General features: G+C 73.4%; 18 protein-coding genes. 13 read left to right on the top strand and 5 right to left on the bottom strand.

Annotation, left to right across the window (positions count from 1 at the left end; translation table 11 throughout):
* Positions 1 to 11: 11 nt before the first annotated feature.
* From SOY78_RS08895 to SOY78_RS08885, 3 genes are read right to left on the bottom strand one after another with little or no spacing between them, the layout of a single operon-like run.
* The gene (locus SOY78_RS08895) at positions 12 to 557 is read right to left on the bottom strand and encodes a MarR family winged helix-turn-helix transcriptional regulator (protein ID WP_227717910.1); all 546 of its coding nucleotides are present in this window, start codon (positions 555 to 557) and stop codon (positions 12 to 14) included.
* A complete protein-coding gene (locus tag SOY78_RS08890; protein WP_061867916.1) occupies positions 529 to 1,218 on the bottom strand; it encodes an FMN reductase in 690 nt (229 codons plus the stop codon). The genes SOY78_RS08895 and SOY78_RS08890 overlap by 29 nt, the downstream gene beginning before the upstream one ends.
* Positions 1,215 to 2,405, bottom strand: a complete 1,191-nt coding sequence (locus tag SOY78_RS08885) for an LLM class flavin-dependent oxidoreductase (RefSeq protein ID WP_036313995.1) — start codon at positions 2,403 to 2,405, stop codon at positions 1,215 to 1,217. Before SOY78_RS08885 ends, SOY78_RS08890 begins: the two co-directional genes overlap by 4 nt.
* Positions 2,406 to 2,546: 141 nt before the next feature.
* On the opposite strand from SOY78_RS08885, the gene SOY78_RS08880 reads away from it, so the two are divergent.
* Both SOY78_RS08880 and SOY78_RS08875 read left to right on the top strand, forming a co-directional pair.
* Entirely contained in the window at positions 2,547 to 3,128 is a 582-nt protein-coding gene (locus SOY78_RS08880; RefSeq protein WP_036313994.1) for an LURP-one-related/scramblase family protein, read from the top strand.
* 71 nt (positions 3,129 to 3,199) lie between these two features.
* Positions 3,200 to 4,603, top strand: coding sequence for an MFS transporter (locus SOY78_RS08875; protein WP_135039693.1), 1,404 nt, complete (start codon positions 3,200 to 3,202; stop codon positions 4,601 to 4,603).
* A gap of 19 nt (positions 4,604 to 4,622) precedes the next feature.
* On the opposite strand, the gene SOY78_RS08870 is transcribed toward SOY78_RS08875, so the two are convergent.
* Together SOY78_RS08870 and SOY78_RS08865 are read right to left on the bottom strand one after the other, a co-directional pair.
* The gene (locus SOY78_RS08870) at positions 4,623 to 5,201 is read right to left on the bottom strand and encodes a dienelactone hydrolase family protein (protein ID WP_135039692.1); all 579 of its coding nucleotides are present in this window, start codon (positions 5,199 to 5,201) and stop codon (positions 4,623 to 4,625) included.
* A gap of 531 nt (positions 5,202 to 5,732) precedes the next feature.
* Entirely contained in the window at positions 5,733 to 8,681 is a 2,949-nt protein-coding gene (locus SOY78_RS08865) for an FtsK/SpoIIIE domain-containing protein (RefSeq protein WP_324701445.1), read from the bottom strand.
* Between the two features lie 288 nt (positions 8,682 to 8,969).
* On the opposite strand from SOY78_RS08865, the gene SOY78_RS08860 reads away from it, so the two are divergent.
* The 11 genes from SOY78_RS08860 to SOY78_RS08810 all read left to right on the top strand — a co-directional run bounded on the left by SOY78_RS08860 (position 8,970) and on the right by SOY78_RS08810 (position 18,135).
* Positions 8,970 to 10,196, top strand: a complete 1,227-nt coding sequence (locus tag SOY78_RS08860) for a CpaF family protein (protein ID WP_010079081.1) — start codon at positions 8,970 to 8,972, stop codon at positions 10,194 to 10,196.
* Complete coding sequence (locus SOY78_RS08855) at positions 10,196 to 11,053, top strand: type II secretion system F family protein (protein ID WP_010079080.1); 858 nt, start codon at positions 10,196 to 10,198, stop codon at positions 11,051 to 11,053. The genes SOY78_RS08860 and SOY78_RS08855 overlap by 1 nt, the downstream gene beginning before the upstream one ends.
* Positions 11,050 to 11,991 carry a type II secretion system F family protein gene (locus SOY78_RS08850; protein WP_041104286.1) on the top strand — a complete coding sequence of 314 codons (942 nt, stop codon included), beginning with the start codon at positions 11,050 to 11,052 and terminating at the stop codon, positions 11,989 to 11,991. Before SOY78_RS08855 ends, SOY78_RS08850 begins: the two co-directional genes overlap by 4 nt.
* An 87-nt stretch (positions 11,992 to 12,078) precedes the next feature.
* On the top strand, positions 12,079 to 12,285 hold the full coding sequence (locus SOY78_RS08845) for a hypothetical protein (RefSeq protein ID WP_010079078.1): 207 nt from the start codon (positions 12,079 to 12,081) through the stop codon (positions 12,283 to 12,285).
* 2 nt (positions 12,286 to 12,287) lie between these two features.
* Entirely contained in the window at positions 12,288 to 12,716 is a 429-nt protein-coding gene (locus SOY78_RS08840) for a TadE/TadG family type IV pilus assembly protein (protein ID WP_036381779.1), read from the top strand.
* Positions 12,700 to 13,128 (top strand): hypothetical protein, encoded by a 429-nt coding sequence (locus SOY78_RS08835; protein WP_036313982.1) that lies wholly within the window; start codon positions 12,700 to 12,702, stop codon positions 13,126 to 13,128. The genes SOY78_RS08840 and SOY78_RS08835 overlap by 17 nt, the downstream gene beginning before the upstream one ends.
* Positions 13,128 to 13,586 carry a Tad domain-containing protein gene (locus SOY78_RS08830; RefSeq protein WP_036381775.1) on the top strand — a complete coding sequence of 153 codons (459 nt, stop codon included), beginning with the start codon at positions 13,128 to 13,130 and terminating at the stop codon, positions 13,584 to 13,586. Before SOY78_RS08835 ends, SOY78_RS08830 begins: the two co-directional genes overlap by 1 nt.
* Entirely contained in the window at positions 13,583 to 14,317 is a 735-nt protein-coding gene (locus SOY78_RS08825; protein ID WP_049147203.1) for an alpha/beta fold hydrolase, read from the top strand. The genes SOY78_RS08830 and SOY78_RS08825 overlap by 4 nt, the downstream gene beginning before the upstream one ends.
* A gap of 12 nt (positions 14,318 to 14,329) precedes the next feature.
* Positions 14,330 to 15,451, top strand: coding sequence for a peptide chain release factor 2 (gene prfB, locus SOY78_RS08820; protein ID WP_012750800.1), 1,122 nt, complete (start codon positions 14,330 to 14,332; stop codon positions 15,449 to 15,451).
* A gap of 217 nt (positions 15,452 to 15,668) precedes the next feature.
* Positions 15,669 to 16,736 carry a 2,3-butanediol dehydrogenase gene (locus SOY78_RS08815; RefSeq protein ID WP_324701934.1) on the top strand — a complete coding sequence of 356 codons (1,068 nt, stop codon included), beginning with the start codon at positions 15,669 to 15,671 and terminating at the stop codon, positions 16,734 to 16,736.
* Between the two features lie 190 nt (positions 16,737 to 16,926).
* The gene (locus tag SOY78_RS08810; protein ID WP_041104293.1) at positions 16,927 to 18,135 is read left to right on the top strand and encodes an acetyl-CoA C-acetyltransferase; all 1,209 of its coding nucleotides are present in this window, start codon (positions 16,927 to 16,929) and stop codon (positions 18,133 to 18,135) included.
* Positions 18,136 to 18,147: the final 12 nt, after the last annotated feature.

The following is an 18,147-nucleotide window of genomic DNA, read 5'->3' as shown; positions in this document are numbered from 1 at the left end:
TGGGGACGCGGTCAGCACAGCCCCTCGAGTCGCCGCCCCAGGCGGGAGAAGATCCGGGTGAGGGACTCCGCCTCGCCCGGCGCCAGGTCGCCGAGGAAGAGCTCGTCCACCTGCCGGGCGTGCTCGATCGCAGCGCGTCGGAAGGCGGACCGGCCCTCGTCGGTGAGGACGGCCTCGAAGCCCCGCCGGTCACAGGCCACCGGGCGGCGGTCGATCAGGCCGCGGGCCACGAGCGTCTTCACCTGGTAGGTGATGCGGGACGGCGAGAAGACCATCCGGGACGCCAGCTCTCCCAGCCGGAGCCGGCCCTCGGGGGACTCGTAGAGGAGCAGCAGCAGGTTGTAGTCGGCCAGCGACATGCCGCAGTCCTGTTTCAGGCGGCGCTCCAGGACCTCCGTGAGCATCTGGGTGGCCTCGAAGTACGCGCGCCAGGCGCGCTTGGGCGGGTCCACCGGGCGGTGCGCCTCCGAGGCGGAGCCGAACCAGCCGCCGTCGGGCTCCGCCGGCGCCGCGTCCTGCGTGGCGGGCTCAGGGGCCGGGGTTGAGGAGCTGCTCAAAGGGGGTCACCTCCAGGTCGAGGTCCGCGGGCGCGGCGGCGCGTGCCCGCGGGGGGCGGTTCAGGGTGATCTCGGCCAGGTCGCGTCCGGCGGCCCGGATGCGGGACTGCAGCGGGTCGGTCCGCATCGAGGCCTGCACGCCGGCCGCCTCGCCCCAGTCGTCCGAGGCCGCGAAGACCGCGGTCGGCACGATGCGGGCCTTGAGGTAGGCGAACAGCGGCCGCATGGCGGTGTCGATCATGAGCGAGTGGCGGGCGGTGCCGCCGGTGGCGCCGAGGAGCACGGGCACCCCGACGACGGACGTGGGCTCCGCGAGGTCCCAGAAGGACTTGAACAGGCCCGAGTAGGAGGCCTTGTACGTGGGCGAGACCGCGATGACGGCGTCGGCCTGGGCGACCTCGTCCAGGGCGGCGCGCAGGGCCGGGGAGATCGCGAAGGTCACCAGGGCCTGCGCGATGTCCGTGGCGAGCTCCCGCAGCGTGATCAGGTGGATCTGCGGGACCACGCCGTGCTCGGAGAGCGCGGCCGAGGCGGACTCGGCCATGCGTTCGGCGAGCATGCGGGTCTGGGACGGGTCCCCGGATCCGCCGGAGACCACGGCGAGGTGCCGGGCCTGCGGCGTGAACGGGGCGGAGGCATCGGGGGCGCCGGGGGTGGTCACTGCGCGGCACCGCCCTTCGCGGCATCGGCGGTGGCGCGCTGCTCGGCGGCCGCCGCGCGGTCGAGCTGGGCCTGCGATCCCTCCTTGCCGCCGGGCACGGGAGCCTCGCCGCGGCGGGCGCGTGCCACGAGGAACTCGTGGGTCGGGGCCGCCGGGACGTCGTCCGGCTTCAGAGCGTCGAACTCCTTGCGCAGCACGGGCAGGACCTCCTCGCCGAAGAGGTCGATCTGCCGCAGGACGGTGTCCGTGGGCAGGCCGGCGTGGTCGATGAGGAACATCTGACGCTGGTAGTCGCCCACCCAGTCGCGGAACGTGAGCGTGCGCTCGATGACCTGCTGCGGCGAGCCGACCGTCAGGGGCGTCATCCTCGAGAAGTCCTCGAGGGACGGGCCGTGGCCGTAGACCGGCGCGTTGTCGAAGTAGGGGCGGAACTCCGCCACGGCGTCCTGCGAGTTCTTCGCCATGTAGGCCTGGCCGCCCAGGGCCACGTACGCCTGATGGGCCTTGCCGTGGCCGTAGTACTCGTAGCGCTGGCGGTACAGGCGCACCATCTGGATGACGTGCTCCTTGTTCCAGAAGATGTTGTTGTGGAAGTAGCCGTCGCCGTAGTAGGCGGCCTGCTCGGCGATCTCGGGGGAGCGGATGGAGCCGTGCCACACGAAGGGGGCGACGCCGTCCAGGGGCTGCGGGGTGAGGGTGAAGTCCTGCAGCGGGGTGCGGTGGTTGCCGCTCCAGTCCACGGTCTCCTCATGCCACAGGCGGTAGAGGAGGTTGTAGTTCTCCACGGCGAGTTGGATGCCCTGGCGGATGTCCTTGCCGAACCACGGGTACACGGGGCCGGTGTTGCCGCGGCCCATCGTCAGGTCCACGCGACCGTCGGCGAGGTGCTGCAGGTACGCGTAGTCCTCGGCCAGACGCACCGGGTCCATGGTGGTGATCAGGGTCGTCGCCGTGGAGAGCTGGAGGGTCTCGGTCTGCGCGGCCAGGTAGGCCAGCAGCGTGGGCGGGTTGCCCGGGGCCACGAAGGGCGGGTTGTGGTGCTGGCCGGTCGCGAACACCTCGAAGCCCGCCTGCTCGGCGTGGCGGGCGATCTTGACGGTGTCCTTGATCCGCTGATGCTCGGTGGGGGCGGTCCCGTTCGTCGGATCGGCGGTGATGTCGCCGATCGTGAAGACGCCGAACTGCATGGTGTGCTCCTCAGTGTGCCCGGGGGCGGGTCTCACGGTGCCGGCCGCGCCGTCGCCGTGTTCTTCAAAAATGAACTATACCGCACAACGAGCCGCCCCGTCCTGAATATTCCGCAGGGCCCGACACGGCAGACTGGTCCCATGAGCCCCGCCTTCGACGCCGGTCGCCTCGCCCACACGGACGTCCTCATCCTGCAGCAGGTGACGAGCTTCCTGTCCAACGACATCCAGGTGACGGACCCGGACGGGCGCACCGTCGTCTCGGTGGTCACTACGGGCGGGGGCCTGGGCCGAATGCTGATGGGGAACCGCAGCTTCGACGTGGTCGACGGTGACGACGGCCGCGTGCTCTTCCGCCTCGCCGACCCGGCCACGTTCGGCCGCGACCGCTTCGCGATCCTGGACGCCGACGGGCTGCCCCTGGCCCACCTCGTCCGCCAGTTCGCGTTCCTGCGGACGTCCGTGAACGTCGAGGTCGTGGACGGCACGTGCTTCGCGGTGACCGGCGACCTGTGGGACCATGACTACGCCATGACCGTGGGCCAGCAGCCGATCGCCCGCGTGACCGCGCGGTTCGGAGGCGTCATGAACGCCCTGGCCGGGCGCTCGCGGTATGAGATGCGCCTGGACCCCGGCATGCCGCCCGTGGTGCGCTGCGCCGTGCTCGGCACGGCCATCGCCCTCGACCTGATCAGGGCCAAGGACCGGCGCAGCAACGGCTGAGTCCGCCGAGCGCGCGGCCGTCTCGGCGGCGCCTCCGGGGCGTGCCTTGACGCCTCCCATAGGATTCGACGGTGGACTTCGGAGCGTACGGACGGCTGTTGCAGGACCCTCGGATCCGCCATCTGCTGGCGGTGGGGTTCATCGCCCGCTTCCCGCACACCGCGGCCGGGGTGATCCTCACCCTCCACGTGGCCCTCACGCTGGGCCTGGGCTACGGCCAGGCCGGCCTGGCCGGGGCGGCGATGACGCTGGGCATCGCAGTGGGCTCGCCGTGGCGGGGCCGCGTGGTGGACGCGAAGGGGCTGCGCCGTGCACTGCTGCCCTCCGTGATCGCGGAGGCGGTGATCTGGCCGATCGTCCCGTGGCTGCCGTTCTGGCCGATGCTCCTGGCCGTGTTCCTGGGCGGCGTGTTCTCGCTGCCGATCTTCTCGGTCGTCCGGCAGGGACTCGGCGTGCTCACCCACGGCAAGGACCGGCAGACGGCCTTCGCCCTGGACTCCATCGTCACGGAGACGATCTTCATGATGGGCCCGGCGCTGGGCGCCGTCGTCGCGGCCACGTGGTCGAGTGCCCTCGGCCTGACCATCGTGGGCCTGTCCAGCGCGCTGGGCGGCATCCTGCTGATGTGGTTCAACCCGCCCACGCGCTCGAGTCAGCTGGCCGTCGTCGGGCCGGCGACCGAGGACCCGTACACCGAGGAGCAGGACCGTCAGGAGGCGATCGCCCAGGCGGTGACCGCCGCGCCCATGCACGTGGAGATGGCCGCCCCCAGCCTGGCCACCGGCGCGCTGCCGGCGATCACCGAGGCCATCCCGATCGTCACCGGGGCGCTGCCGGTGATCGCCACGGACGGCTCCGGGCCGACGACGGCGCCGCGTCGGGCCCGGGCCGAGCGGCTGCGGCAGTGGCGGCGGAGCCACTTCTCCTGGGTCGGGTCGGAGGTGCTCGGCGTGCTCGTGGTGTCGATGGCGGCCGGGATCGTCATGGTCGGCACCGAGGTCTCGATGGTGGCCGAGCTGGAGTCCCAGGGCGCCGCGGCGTCGGTGGGTCTGGTGTATGCGTTCTGGTGCGGCGCCTCCGCCGTGGGCGGGCTGTTCTACGGGGCGTGGGGCCGCCAGGTGCACCCGTACCTGCTGATGGCGCTGTTCGCCGTGGCGACGGTGCCGCTCGCGGTCGTGGACGGGGTGTGGGCGCTCGCGCTGGCCTCGATCCCCTCGGGTCTGCTCACGGCGCCGACCTTGGCCTCGGCCTCGTCGCGGCTCTCGCACCTCGTGGTGGAGGAGCGGCGTGGCGAGGCGATGGGCTTCTACGGCTCGGCCATGACCGCGGGCGCCGCCATGGGCGCCCCGTTGGCCGGCGTGTTCATCGACGGCATCGCCCCGTCCGCGGGCTACGTGTTCGCGGCGGCCGCGGGCTTCGTGCTCGTGCTGCTGGCCGCCCTGGCGACGGTGGCGCGCGGGCGGCGCTCCGCCTGAGTCGGGCCCGCTCCGCGGCTCAGGCCAGGAGCTCGTGGATGCGTCGGATCAGCACGGCGGTGAGGTCCGCGTCGAAGTCCGCGGTGGAGGAGTCCATGAACAGGTGCCGGTCCGTGTCGTACTCGAAGAGGTCGGCGGGGCGGTCCGGGTGCTCGGCGGTGGCCGCGTAGGAGCGGGCGGTCTCGAGGTCGCCCTCGAGGGCCCAGGGGTCGCGGGTGCCGAGGTGGATCTGCAGGGCGGTGTGGGGCTGCCAGAGCGGGGCGTAGGCGTCGAGGGCCTCGGCGCCGGCCATGGCGATGCACGCGCGGAAGCCGGGGACCACCTGGGCGGCACGCCAGGCGGGCATCACACCCATGCTGATGCCCGCGACGACGGAGGCCTCCTGGTGCTGGGCACACGCCCGCATGCCGCGCCGGCCGATCTCCTCGAAGCCGATCTGTTGGGCGTGGGCGACACCCTCGTCCACGGTGGCGAAGGTGCGGCCGTCGTAGAGGTCAGGGGTGTGGACCGTGTGACCGCCGGCGGCGATCTGGTCGGCGAGCGCGCGCACGCCGTCCGTGAGACCGAGGGCGTGGTGGAAGAGGATGATCTGCGCCATGGGTCAGAGCGTAGACCGCGGTGAGCGGCTGCCCCATCGTGGGGGTGTGTGAGCGGGGGCGAAGACGTGAGGTGGCTCGCGTCTGTCGCCACGGGTGAGTTGGCGCTCATTGCGTGGAGGGCAAGCGCAGTGCTTCCCCGACTGGTGCCCTGGGTTCTCGTCTCGGCGGCCCCAGGACAGCACCGTCTCAGTCTTCACGTCGCGCGGTCGGAGACTGCGCGAGCGAGCGGCGAGGAATCTTCTGCATGAGTGCCGAGGCACTCGTGCGATCGGTCACGGGGCTGCTCGAGGCAGGAGCGGCCAGCGGCCTCCTGGCCTCATCCGTCCTGCGACCTTCGGGACGTCTTCGCCGGACGATGCCGCGGCCGCTTCGGACGTACGGCGACGAAGGGGCGCCCTGTCCGACTGCTCCTGGCGACCTCGACCACGGCATCCACGTTCGACGGAGGACGGGAGAACGTCTCGCCGGGTGGACGTCGGAGCTGAGTCCACCGTTCCGCTGCGGTCACACGGGAATCGCCGTCAGTGCGGTCACGCCGGGGCGGGAGACGCGAGCTGGCAGGGCATGCCGGGTTCGGGGACGGCGGGACTGATGTGCACGGCCCGCCCCGGCAGGGGCTCGACCTCGGTCAGCCGGGGCCAGATGAGCCGGTGCTCGGCGTTCGTCCCGGCCGGCACGAAGAAGCGGTGGGGCAGGTGCAGCAGCAGCCGGCCCGTCGCCAGCTCTCGGCCGCCGAACACCGCCAACCGCAGGCCGGCGGCGGTCGGACGGCCGAGCCAGTCGTGCACGTCCTCCTCGACCGTGCGGTAGGTGTCCCCGACGCGCAGGCCGGACCACGCGTTCCAGCCCGTGATCACCGCCGTGCCGCCGGCGGCCGCGAGCTCGCGCAGGCGGGCCAGGGCGGCCTCCCCGGCCCCCTCGACGTCCGGGGTCAGCACCGGCGTCCCGGACCGCGCGGCCGCCGCGGCCTCCCCGGTGCCGTCCAGCACGGCCACCGGCCGGCCGCTGCGCAGCGCCACTTCGACGACGGCGGCCAGCGTCTCCGCGCGACCGCCCGCGGCCTCGACGATCCATGCGGTGCGTCCCTCCGCGCCGGTCGGCCACCGCCAGGGACGGTGCCGGCCGTGGGCCGCGTCGTCGAGCAGGGCCAGGGCCGTGGCCTCCGCCCGGCGAGCGCGGTCCGGCACCCAGCGCTCCGGCAGGGCGGGGGTGACCACGGGCGGGGGTGTCGGCCAGTCACCCGCCGCGTACTTCTCCACCAGGACCGAGACGACGGCCTCCCAGGGGGCGACGGCCGGGGCGGCCGCGGCCTCGCCCAGCCGTCGCCACACGGGCGTGCCGCCGTCGACCGTCCACTGGGACGCGCGGAACGCGACCGTCGGGCGCCCCGCCGTCGAGAGGATCGCGGAGCCGGGGCGACGCGGGTCGAGCCGGGCCGCGGCGGCCGTGCCCACCAGGTCCCACGACTCCTGCTCCGTCGCGGTGCGCAGGGCGATCGTGCTGCCCAGGTTCGAGCGCAGGTCCGAGCCCACCGCGCCCGTGGCCCGCTGCGTGGCCAGGATGAGGTGGAAGCCGAGGGAACGGCCCGTGGCGGCCAGACGCTGCAGGACGGCGGCCGCGTCCGGGTGGTTGTCCACGAGCACGCGCAGTTCGTCGATCGCCACGACGAGCCGAGGCAGCGCCGCGTCCGGATGGCGGCGACGGAAACCGGGATAGTCGCTGACCCCGGCCTCTGCGAAGAGGGCCTCGCGGCGATGCAGCTCCGCCCGGATGGCGCTCAGCGCCCGCAACGAGGCCGTTCCCACGTGGTTGGTCTCCAGGCTCATCGTGTGGGGGAGCGCGCCCAGCGGACCGAACGACGCGCCGCCCTTGAAGTCCAGCAGCAGGAACGCGACCTCGGCCGGCGGGTGGTGCGCCGCAGCCCCCAGCAGGAGGGACAGCAGGAGATCCGACTTCCCGGATCCCGTGGTGCCCGCGATGAGCAGGTGCGGCCCGTCGGCGGCCAGGTCCATCTCGACGACGCCCGTCTCGTCGCCGCTACGGGCGAGGGTCACGGTGAGCCCGTCGACGGCATCGCGGGCGCCCACCTGCCCCGGTGGTGTGAGCGTGCCGTCGCCGTCGTCGGTGGGCAGCAGGCCGAGGTCCACGACGTCGTCGGCCAGCTCGGTCAGCCAGGCGACCAGGGTGCCGTCGGCGAGGCCGTCGGCGGTCACGTCCTCGAAGCGCTGTTGTTCGGCCGGGACCACGACGGTGCGCCCGCGCAGGTCGACGACGGCGTCCCCCGGCGCAGGCGACGGCCCGGTGAAGTTGTACCGCGTCCAGGGCAGATCCGCCCGGGCCGTGGGCGTCGTCCCCGCGTCGCCGCCGATGGCGGCCCGCCACGCTCGCCACGCCGGATCCAGTGCCGCGTCCTCAAGAGCCGACACCAGCAGCCGCGGGCCGGACCCGCCCGACCACCAGGTGCGGCGGACTCCACCGGCCTCCACCACGAACGCGCCGTCGGCGGCCACCGCGTGCCGCAGGAGCTGGAACACCGCCCACCGGCAGGCCCCGGCCACATCGCGCGGCGGCCCGAGCACGACGACGCGCGACTCCGGCGGTGACGTCGTCATCACGGTGCGCCGCGACGTGACGGCCTCCACCCATGCCTCGTCCGGGTTGTCCCGCGACAGGGACAGCGCCCCGACGCCGGAACCCCACGAGACCGCCACGGCCTCGTCGGCCCCCGACGTCAGCCCGAAGCGGTCCGTCGCGCCGGAGCGGACGGCGCGGGCCACCGCACCGGGGCTCAGTGCCGCCTGAGCCCGCCGGCGCACGACCGCGTCCGCGCGGGCGGCGAGCAGCCGCGCATGCCGCAGCCGGGTACGGCGCTGCATCGCCAGCATGACCAGCGCCACCGTCACGGACAGCACACCGAACAGCAGGAACACCGGGTTGCCCATCATCAGGACCAGGGCGACCCCGAGCACCAGCGGGCCCAGGGCCGCCACCAGCGGGATCACGACGGACTGCCGGGCCGGTGGGGATCCGAGGTCGACGGCGGGCGGCTCCGGCGTGACCGGCCGCGGCAGGGCGGCCCCGGGCCCGCGGACCAGGCCCAGGGCGGTCCGGCCCACAGGGAGCGGGCTGCGGCCGTCCCACAGGCGTCCGGTGTCCCGAGGACCGTCGTGGACGTGCAGCCCGGTGGGCGCGAGCCGCAGACGCATCGGCCGCGACGGGGCAGAGGGGTCGTCCAGCAGCAGCCGCGCCCCACCGCGTCCCGTGCTCAACCCGCCCTCCCCCAGAGGGACGAGGCGGCCGGCGTCGGGTCCGTGCTCGGTGACCACCGCGAGCTCCGGCCCCCGGGCCGGTGCACTCCCGACCCGTTCCGCGTACGTCACGCTGCGCGGCCCGGCAGCGCACCGGTGCAGCGACCGGGCGGGAAAACGTTCCCGCACCGCCCGGTCCTGCTCGTCCGCGTCGGCGGGGAAGTGCTCCACCCGCCATGTCTCGGGAGCGGCCCCGCCCAGGATCCGCACGCTCCAGGCCATCCCCGCCCCTCCCTCCTGAGACCGGCGACCGGCCCGTCCGGCCGCCTGGGGACGACCCTGCCACGGCCTGATGGCGGTTCGGGCGGCCTGTGGACAACTCCCCGTCGAACGGGACCGCCGCCACGTTGTCCACAGTCATGGTGTCCTGGACCACACGCATCGACGGAACGGGGTATCTTCCTGATCGAGACATGTGCGGCGCTGGGGATGGCGCCGAATCGGGCACAGGAGGGACACATGGATGCGGTGCGCATTCTCGAGGACGAGATCCGGGAGATCGTCCGGCGGCAGGGCATCGACCCGCAGCGTGAGCACGCCCGGGTCCTGACGCTCATCCAGGACGCGGCCGCGGACTACGAGTCCCGCGCGATGGTCAGCTCGCTGCCGGACCTGGAGGATCCCGTGGCGGCGCGGCAGGACCTGTTCGACCGCATCGCGGGCCTCGGGCCGCTCCAGCGGCTCATGGACGATCCCTCCGTGGAGGAGATCTGGCTGAACGCGCCGGACGCCGTCTACTGCGCGCGGTCCGGCCGCTCCGAGCTGACGGGCATCGTCCTGACCGAGGAGGAGGTGCAGGACCTCGTCGAAGTCATGTTGAAGTCCTCGGGCCGGCGGCTGGACCTGTCGATGCCGTTCGTCGACGCGGCCCTGCCAGACGGTTCGCGCCTGCACGTGGCCATCCCCGACATCACGCGGCGGCACTGGGCCGTGAACATCCGGAAGTTCATCGCCCGGGCGCGCCGGCTGGACGACCTCGTCCGGGGCGGTTCCCTCACTCCGACGGCGGCCCGCTTCCTGGACGCGGCCGTGGACGCGGGCATGAACATCCTCGTCAGCGGGGCCACCCAGGCGGGCAAGACCACCCTGCTCAACTGCCTGGCTTCGGCCATCGGCCCGCGGGAGCGGGTGATCACCGTGGAGGAGATCTTCGAGCTGCAGATCCCGGTGCGCGACGTCGTCGGGCTGCAGTGCCGCCAGCCGAACCTGGAGGGCCACGGCGAGATCCCGCTGCGTCGCCTCGTCAAGGAGGCGCTGCGGATGCGCCCGGACCGCCTGATCGTCGGCGAGGTGCGCGAGGCCGAGGCGCTGGACATGCTCGTCGCTCTGAACTCCGGCCTGGCCGGCATGTGCACGATCCACGCGAACTCGGCCGCGGACGCGCTCACGAAGCTCTGCACGCTGCCGCTGCTGGCCGGGGAGAACATCTCCCGGGACTTCGTCGTCCCGACGGTCGCCACGTGCATCGACGTCGTCGTGCACTGCGAGCGCGACCGTCAGGGCCGCCGGCGGGTGCGGGAGATCCTCACCGTCGGCTCACGGGTGGAGGGCGGGGTCATCGAGACGTCGGCGCTCTTCCAGCGTGACGCCGAGGGCGACCTGCGCCTCAACGAGGGTGCGAACCTGGAGTTCGAGGCGCTCGCCCGTCGCGGCGTGGACGTCCACGAGCTGGTGGGGCTGCGCTGATGGCCGCGCTGCTGGGGCTCGCGCTCGGCTGCGGCCTGTTCCTGCTGTGGTGGTCCCTCTGGTCCCCTCCCACGGAGAAACCCGGGGCCGCCCGCCCCGACTCGCGCCTGCGTGTGCTGATCGCCCAGTCCGGCATCCAGCGTCTCAGCCCGGCCGGCGTCGTGTCCGCCATGGCCGTCGGCGGTCTCGTGGTCGGGCTGCTCGTCCTGTCGCTGACCAGTACGTGGACCATCGCCGCGTGCTTCGCCGTCTTCGGCGCGGCCGTGCCCTGGCTGCTGTTGTCCTGGCAGGCCCGCCGGCGGTCCACGGCACTGCGCGAGCTGTGGCCGGACGCGATCGACCACGCCCGGTCGGCCATCCGCGCGGGCCTGACTCTCCCGGAGGCGCTCATCCAGCTCGGGGAGACCGGGCCGGAGGGGCTGCGCGAGCCGTTCCAGCAGTTCGCCCGGGACTACCGGGCCGGAGCCCGCTTCGTGGACGCACTGGACCGGCTCAAGGCCCGGATGGCCGACCCCGTCGCGGACCGCCTGGTGGTCTCGCTGCGCCTGACCCGCGAGGTCGGCGGCGCCGACATCGGCCGTCTGCTGCAGACCCTCTCCGAGTTCCTCCGGCAGGACGCCCGCATCCGCGCCGAGCTCGAGGCCCGGCAGTCGTGGACCGTGAACGCGGCCCGGTTGGCGGTGTGCGCCCCGTGGCTCGTGCTCCTGCTGCTGGGGACCCAGCCCGCCGCGGTCGCGGCCTACCGGTCCGCCGCCGGCGGGGCCGTGCTCCTCGCCGGCATGGTGGCCTCCGTCGTCTGCTACCGCGTCATGCTCCGCATCGGCGCGCTGCCCCGGGAGAAGCGGGTGTTCGCATGACGTCCGCGCTGATCTGGGCCGCGCTCCTGGGCCTCACCCTCGGGGCGGGACTGCTCCTCATCCTGGTCACCCAGCCGGTGGGCTGGCGCCCCAGCCTCGAGCAACGGGTCGAACCGCAGCTGCGCCACCACATCCCGGCCTCCCGCCTCCTCGAGGAGGAACGTGCGGGCGCCTCACCCTGGGGAGCGTGGGGACGCATCCTCGATCCCGTGGTGCAGGCCGGAGTCGGCTGGGTCCAGCGCATCTCCCCGGGCGGGGTGGCGCTCGACCGCAAGCTGGCCGCCGCGGGGCTCGCGGTCACGTCGACGGACTTCCGTGCCCAGCAGGTCCTGAGCGGAGCCGCGGGGGCCGCCGTGGCGGCCGTCCTCGCGCTCAGCCTCACCGTCACGGGCCGCGTGCCGGTGATCACGGGGGTCGCCCTCGTGATCGCCGGCGGCATGGCCGGGTTCCTGCTCCGGGAGCAGCTGCTCTCCCTGCGGGTGCGACGGCGGCGCGAGGCCATCCTCTCCGAGTTCCCGTCCGTGGCCGAGCTGTTCGCGCTCTCGGTGGGCGCGGGGGAGAGCGCCGCCGGAGCGCTCGAACGCATCGCGGGGACGGCGCGCGGGGAGCTGGCCGGCGAGTTCCGCACCACGCTCGCCGACATGCGTGCCGGGGCGTCGCTGTCCGCGGCGCTCAAGGCCATGGGACGGCGCGTGCAGCTGGCCCCCGTCGAACGGTTCATCGGGGGCGTGCTCATCGCGCTCGACCGCGGCACGCCCCTCGCCGACGTCCTGCGCGCGCAGGCCCAGGACGTGCGTGAGATGGGTCGCCGCGAGCTCATGGAGGCCGCCGGCCGGAAGGAGATACAGATGATGGTGCCCCTCGTGTTCGGCATCCTCCCGCTCACGGTGATCTTCGCCGTCTTCCCCGGCATCTCCCTGATGCGCCTGGGGTTCTGAAGACCCACAACTGAATAGTCCATCCATCCACCCACGATCACCATCCACTCCGGCCGCACGGGCGGCCGGCCACCCGAGGAGGGGACCATGCTCCACCACCACGCCATCACCGTCCTGGCCGCCCTGCGCGCCCTCATCCACGACGACGTCCGCGACGAGCGCGGCGACGTCCCCGGCTGGGTGATGATCACCCTCATGTCCGCCGTGCTCGTGGCCGGCCTGCTGGCCCTCGCCCTGCCGGCGCTCCAGGGACTGTTCAACCAGGCCATCTCCCAGGTGTCCCAGGGCGGCTGAGCATGCCCCGGGGTGCTGCCCACGGCGCGCAGGCGCCCCGTGGCGGCCACACGGGTGTCCGCTGGCGGGACGACCGGGGCGCCGCGGTGGCCGAGTCCACCATGGTGATGACCCTGGTCGTCCTGCTCTTCGCGGCGCTGCTCCAGGCCGGCGTCGTGATCCACACGCGCAACGTGATGATCGACGCCGCCTCCGCCGGCGCCCGGTACGGGGCGCTCGCGGACCGGAGCCCCGAGGACGGCGTCCAGCGGGCTCGGGAGCTGCTCTCGGCCGGCGTGCCCGGCCAGTCCGGGGCCGACGTCGCCGCGGAGCTCACCAGCCAGGACGGGGTCCCGGTCCTGCGCGTCACGGTCTCGAGCTCGCTGCCCGGCCTGGGGTTCCTGCCGGGCCCGATCCCCGTGGAGGTGAGCGGTCATGCGTTCCGTCAATGACGTCCGCGACGAGCGGGGAGCGGCCACGGTCGAATTCCTGGGCCTCACCCTCGTCCTGTTGATCCCCGTGGTGTACCTGATGATCTACGTCTCCCAGGTCCAGGCCGCGGCGTTCGCCTCGGTCGCCGCCGCTGACCAGGCCGTCAAGGCCGTGGTCGCCGAGGCTGATCACCCCAGCGCAGGCGCCGCCCACGCCACCGTCGAGCTCACGCTGGCCGACTACGGCGTGGGCGCCGGCCAGTACGACCTGACCGTCGGCTGCGATCAGGGCGGCTGTGGCACGCTCGAACCGGGCGAGGTCGTCGCCGTGCGGGTGGACGTGGGGGTGCCCGTCCCTCTCACGCCGGCAGCGTGGTCGCTGACCCCCGTGACGGTGGGTTCCGACGCCCGGCAGACTGTGCCGAGGTTCTGATGCGCCGCCGCCTCACCGCTCGCCTGGGTCACGACGACGGGCAGACCACCGTCCTCACCGTCGGCCTGTGCGCCGTGCTCGTGGCCCTCATGCTGGTCATGCTCGCGGTCACCACCGTGCAGTTGCAGCACCGCCGCCTGCAGTCGCTCGCGGACTCGGCCGCCATCGCCGGGGCAGAGGAGCTCGGCTTCCGGCTGGGGGAGGACCCGGGCGTCGTGCTCTCCGACGACGACGTCGCCGCCTCCGCCAGCGCACACCTCGCGGCCGTCGGTGCCCAGGAGGCCGTGCCCGGGCTCGGCGGGATGAACGCCCGCGTGGCCGACGACGGCACCACCGTCGTCGTCACCCTCGACGCCCGGGCCGATCTGTTCGCCATGACCGGCCCGTTCGCGGGGACACTGCCCCTGTCGGTCCCCCTCGAGGCGACGGGCAGCAGTCGCACTAGCCTGGCCCGGTGATCCGCTTCCTCCACGGCATCGGTGGCCGGCCCGCCCACTTCGAGCCCCTTGCTGACGCCCTCGGCGCCGTGGCCGACCTCGCCGCCTCGCCCGCCCTGCCCGGCCACCCGGGCACGGACGCCGGCGGTCAGGGCCGCCCCCGGGCCGCACGGCCGGCGACCGATGCGGACCCCGTCCTCGACGCCGCCCGCACCTGGGCGGCGCAGGCCGGCCCCGTGCCGGGGCTGCTGATCGGCCACAGCACGGGCGGGGTCATCGCGCTGCGCGCCGTCGCCGACGGGCTGGTGCGGCCCCGCGCCCTCGTGGTCATCGACTCGAACGTCCCGGTGACGGACACCGCCCTGGCCGCCCGGGCGGCCAAGGCCCGCCTCGCCGCCCGCCCGGACTGGCGGAGCGTGCTCCGCGCCTCGCTCGCGCGGGACCTCCTCGTCCCGGAGCCGTGGCGCGAGCGGATCCTGACCGACCTGGACGCCACGCCGGACCATCCGATGCGCGAGCTCTGGGCCGCCGTCCTCGCCGCGGACACCCGTGCCCTCTGGGCCGGCATCACCGTCCCGACGCTATACGTGCGCAGCACCCGGGACGTCCACCAACGGGACCTGGACGCGGTCACGCAGCACGCCACCGTCGTCGATGTCAGCACGGGCCACTGGCCGCACGTCACGGAGCCCGAGGCCGTCGCGGCGGCGATCCGCCGCTGGCACACGACCGGCGTCCACCCCACGCGGTAGGCTGGCCGAATCATGGCTGACACTGACTTCTCCGCGGAGATCGACTCCCTGCGCCACACCCTGGCCTCCATCGAGCAGGTCTCGGACCTCGACCGCATCAAGGCGGACATCGCCGAACTGGAGCAGCAGGCCTCCGCACCGGACCTCTGGGACGACCCGGAGGAGGCCCAGAAGGTCACCTCCAAGCTCTCCCACCGTCAGACGGACCTCAAGCGCATCACCTCCCTGGAGAGCCGCATCGAGGACCTGGAGACCATGGTCGAGCTCGCCGCGGAGGAGGACGAGCCCTCCCTCCTCGACGACGCGAACCAGGAGCTGACCTCCATCCGCAAGGCCCTGGAGGAACTCGAGGTCGTCACGCTGCTCAGCGGCGAGTACGACCAGCGCGACGCCGTCGTGACCATCCGCGCGGGCGCCGGCGGCGTGGACGCGGCCGACTTCGCCGAGACCCTCATGCGCATGTACCTGCGCTGGGCTGAGCAGCGCGGCTGGTCCACCAAGGTCATGGACACCTCCTACGCGGAGGAGGCCGGCCTGAAGTCCGTCACCTTCGAGGTCAACGCGCCCTTCGCGTTCGGCACCCTCTCCGTGGAGGCCGGCACGCACCGCCTCGTGCGCATCAGCCCCTTCGACAACCAGGGCCGCCGCCAGACGTCCTTCGCGGCGGTCGAGGTGGTGCCGCTGATCGAGTCGGACGACTCCATCGAGATCCCCGAGTCCGAGATCAAGGTGGACGTGTTCCGCTCCTCGGGCCCCGGCGGCCAGTCCGTGAACACCACGGACTCCGCCGTCCGCATGACGCACCTGCCCACCGGCATCGTCGTGTCCATGCAGAACGAGAAGTCGCAGATCCAGAACCGTGCCGCCGCCCTGCGCGTGCTCCAGTCTCGCCTGCTGCTGCTGCGCAAGGCCGAGGAGGACGCGAAGAAGAAGGAGATGGCCGGCGACGTCAAGGCGTCCTGGGGCGACCAGATGCGCTCCTACGTGCTGAACCCGTACCAGATGGTCAAGGACCTGCGCACGGGCCACGAGGAGGGCAACCCCTCCTCCGTGTTCGACGGCCACATCGACGATTTCGTGGACGCCGGGATCCGCTGGCGCGCCGAGCAGGTCAAGGCCGCCCAGGAGGACTGAGCCCCGCGGCACGGCCCCGTCGCCCGGGCCACCACGACGCCGGCCCGCACCTCCGCAGTGAGGCGCAGGCAGGCGTCGCCGTTCAAGCCCCCGCAGGGGCCTCGGGCCTGGCCCGGGAGACCGGCCCGGTGGGATGCTCGAAGCACCGGGCAGGCGCCCCCGCGCGCCGGTCCGGCACCAGACTCCATTCCCACCCAGGAGGTCGACCAGCATGACCATGCGCGCCGCCCGTTGGCACGGCAAGAAGGACATCCGCATCGAGGAGATCGACTCGCCCACGGCCGGTCCGGGGCAGGTCCTCGTGGACGTCGCGTGGTGCGGCATCTGCGGCACGGACCTGCACGAGTACCTCGAGGGCCCGATCTTCATCCCGCCGGCCGGGCACCCGCACCCGATCTCCGGTGACGCCGCCCCCGTCACGCTCGGCCACGAGATGTCCGGCACCGTCGCCGCCCTGGGCGAGGGCGTCACGGACCTCGAGGTCGGCCAGAAGGTCGTCGTGGAGCCGTACATCGTGCGCGAGGAGGACCGGGACCGACCGGACTACAACCTCGCGCCGGACATGAACTTCATCGGTCTGGGCGGCGACGGCGGCGGACTGGCCGAGCAGATCGCGGTGCAGCGCCGCTGGGTCCACCCGGTGGCCGACTCCGTGCCCCTCGACCAGGCCGCGCTCATCGAGCCGCTCTCCGTGGCCCACCACGCGTGGGCGCGGGCCGGCTCGCCGACATCGGGCGTGGCCGTGATCGGCGGCGCCGGCCCCATCGGCGCGCTCACCGCGGCCGTGCTCAAGGGCAAGGGCCTGACGGTGTACGTCTCCGAGCTCTCGGAGCTGCGGCGGCAGAAGGTGCTCGAGGCCGGCGTGGTGGACGAGGCCTTCGACCCGCGCGAGGTGGACGTGCCCGCCAAGATCCGCGAACTGCACGACGGCCAGGGCGCGGACGTGGGCTTCGAGTGCACCTCGGTGGATGTGGTGCTGGACATGCTGCTGGACGCGGTGCGTCCCGGCGGCGTCATCGTCAACGAGTCCATCTGGGGTCACGAGCCCGCCGTGGCCCTGCACAAGCTGGTGATGAAGGAGATCGACCTGCGCGGCACGATCGCGTACGCGAACGACCACGCAGACACCATCCGCATGGTCGAGGACGGCGCCGTGGACCTCGCGCCGTTCATCACCGGCAAGATCGGCCTCGACGACCTGGTCGACCGGGGCTTCGAGACCCTCATCCACCACAACGAGACGGCCGTGAAGATCCTCGTCTCGCCGACCGGCCAGGGTCTCTGAGGCTCCGGCCCGACCCCCGGACGTCCCGACGACGGCCCGCGCCCGCAGCCGGCGGGTGCGGGCCGTCGTGGTCCCTGCGCCGCGGCGCGCCGTCACAGACGCGTCGCTCCCTGGCGCGCCTGTGACCGGGGTCATAGACTGCATTTGAGTGAATCGTGATGAACCGAGTTGAACGTCCCAGGAGGACCGCATGACCGCCGAGCTGCCCCAGCCTCAGCCCACCGATGCCGTGATCGTGGGCGGTGCCCGCACGCCCTTCACCCGGCTGCTCTCGCAGCAGGCCGACCTGCGCGCCGTGGACCTGGGCGCCCACGCGATCACGCACGCGCTCGAGCGCGCCGGCGTGGCCCCCGAGGACGTGGACATGGTCTACATGGGCCAGGTCGTGCAGGCCGGCGCGGGCCAGAACCCGGCCCGCCAGTCCGCGCTCGCCGCGGGCATCCCGTTGAACGTCCCGGCCATGACGATCAACAAGGTGTGCCTGTCCGGCCTCACCGCCGTGATCGACGCCGCCCGTCTCATCCGCCTCGGCGAGGCGGACGTGGTGGTGGCCGGCGGTCAGGAGTCCATGACCAACGCCCCGCACCTGCTGCCCGGCGCGCGCAAGGGCTTCAAGTACGGCCCGGCCACCATGCTCGACGCCGTCGCGTGGGACGGCCTCACCGACTCCCTGAGCCACGAGGCCATGGGCGAGCTGACCGAGTCCGGCAACGGCGAGCGGAACATCGCCCGCGCCGAGCAGGACGAGGTCGCCGCGGCCTCGCACCAGCGGGCCGCCCGGGCCCAGTCCGAGGGCGTCTTCGAGGGCGAGATCGCCCCGGTGGAGATCCCGCAGCGCAAGGGCGACCCGCTGGTCGTCTCCCAGGACGAAGGGGTCCGCCCGGACACGACCGCCGAGTCGCTGGGCGCCCTGCGCCCGGCGTTCGCGAAGGACGGCACCATCACGGCCGGCAACTCCTCGCCCCTGTCCGACGGCGCCGCCGCCCTCGTGGTGACCTCGCGGGCCTTCGCCGAGGAGAAGGGCCTGACGATCCTCGCCACGGTGGGCGCACCCGGCCAGACCGCCGGCCCGGACAGCTCGCAGCTGCACTCGCAGCCTTCGGACGCGATCGCCGCGGCGGTGCGGAAGCAGGGCTGGGACGTGGCCGACCTTGACTTCATCGAGATCAACGAGGCGTTCGGCGCGGTGGCCGTGCAGTCCCTGCGCGACCTCGGCTACCCGCACGAGAAGACCAACATCCACGGCGGCGCCATCGCCCTGGGCCACCCGATCGGCGCCTCCGGCGCCCGGCTGGCCCTGCACGCCGCCCTCGAGCTCGACCGGCGCGACGGCGGCCGCGCGGCCGTCTCGCTCTGCGGCGGCGGCGGCCAGGGCGAGGCCCTGATCCTCTTCCGCTGACAGACCGCCCCT

This window comes from Micrococcus sp. HOU01 (assembly GCF_035609305.1).
Taxonomy (GTDB): domain Bacteria; phylum Actinomycetota; class Actinomycetes; order Actinomycetales; family Micrococcaceae; genus Micrococcus; species Micrococcus luteus.
The sequence above is the reverse complement of the archived record's forward strand: the minus strand, read 5'-3'. Positions and strand labels throughout refer to the sequence as shown.

What these genes read in the sequence shown, in the direction of transcription:
- SOY78_RS08855 (WP_010079080.1), top strand. Translation starts at nt 10,196, where the DNA reads ATGGCCGCGCTGCTGGGGCTCGCGCTCGGCTGCGGCCTGTTCCTGCTG.
- SOY78_RS08870 (WP_135039692.1), bottom strand. Translation starts at nt 5,201, where the DNA reads ATGGCGCAGATCATCCTCTTCCACCACGCCCTCGGTCTCACGGACGGC.
- SOY78_RS08880 (WP_036313994.1), top strand. Translation starts at nt 2,547, where the DNA reads ATGAGCCCCGCCTTCGACGCCGGTCGCCTCGCCCACACGGACGTCCTC.
- SOY78_RS08840 (WP_036381779.1), top strand. Translation starts at nt 12,288, where the DNA reads ATGCCCCGGGGTGCTGCCCACGGCGCGCAGGCGCCCCGTGGCGGCCAC.
- SOY78_RS08830 (WP_036381775.1), top strand. Translation starts at nt 13,128, where the DNA reads ATGCGCCGCCGCCTCACCGCTCGCCTGGGTCACGACGACGGGCAGACC.
- SOY78_RS08815 (WP_324701934.1), top strand. Translation starts at nt 15,669, where the DNA reads ATGCGCGCCGCCCGTTGGCACGGCAAGAAGGACATCCGCATCGAGGAG.
- SOY78_RS08845 (WP_010079078.1), top strand. Translation starts at nt 12,079, where the DNA reads ATGCTCCACCACCACGCCATCACCGTCCTGGCCGCCCTGCGCGCCCTC.
- SOY78_RS08850 (WP_041104286.1), top strand. Translation starts at nt 11,050, where the DNA reads ATGACGTCCGCGCTGATCTGGGCCGCGCTCCTGGGCCTCACCCTCGGG.
- SOY78_RS08885 (WP_036313995.1), bottom strand. Translation starts at nt 2,405, where the DNA reads ATGCAGTTCGGCGTCTTCACGATCGGCGACATCACCGCCGATCCGACG.
- prfB (WP_012750800.1), top strand. Translation starts at nt 14,330, where the DNA reads ATGGCTGACACTGACTTCTCCGCGGAGATCGACTCCCTGCGCCACACC.
- SOY78_RS08835 (WP_036313982.1), top strand. Translation starts at nt 12,700, where the DNA reads ATGCGTTCCGTCAATGACGTCCGCGACGAGCGGGGAGCGGCCACGGTC.
- SOY78_RS08860 (WP_010079081.1), top strand. Translation starts at nt 8,970, where the DNA reads ATGGATGCGGTGCGCATTCTCGAGGACGAGATCCGGGAGATCGTCCGG.
- SOY78_RS08810 (WP_041104293.1), top strand. Translation starts at nt 16,927, where the DNA reads ATGACCGCCGAGCTGCCCCAGCCTCAGCCCACCGATGCCGTGATCGTG.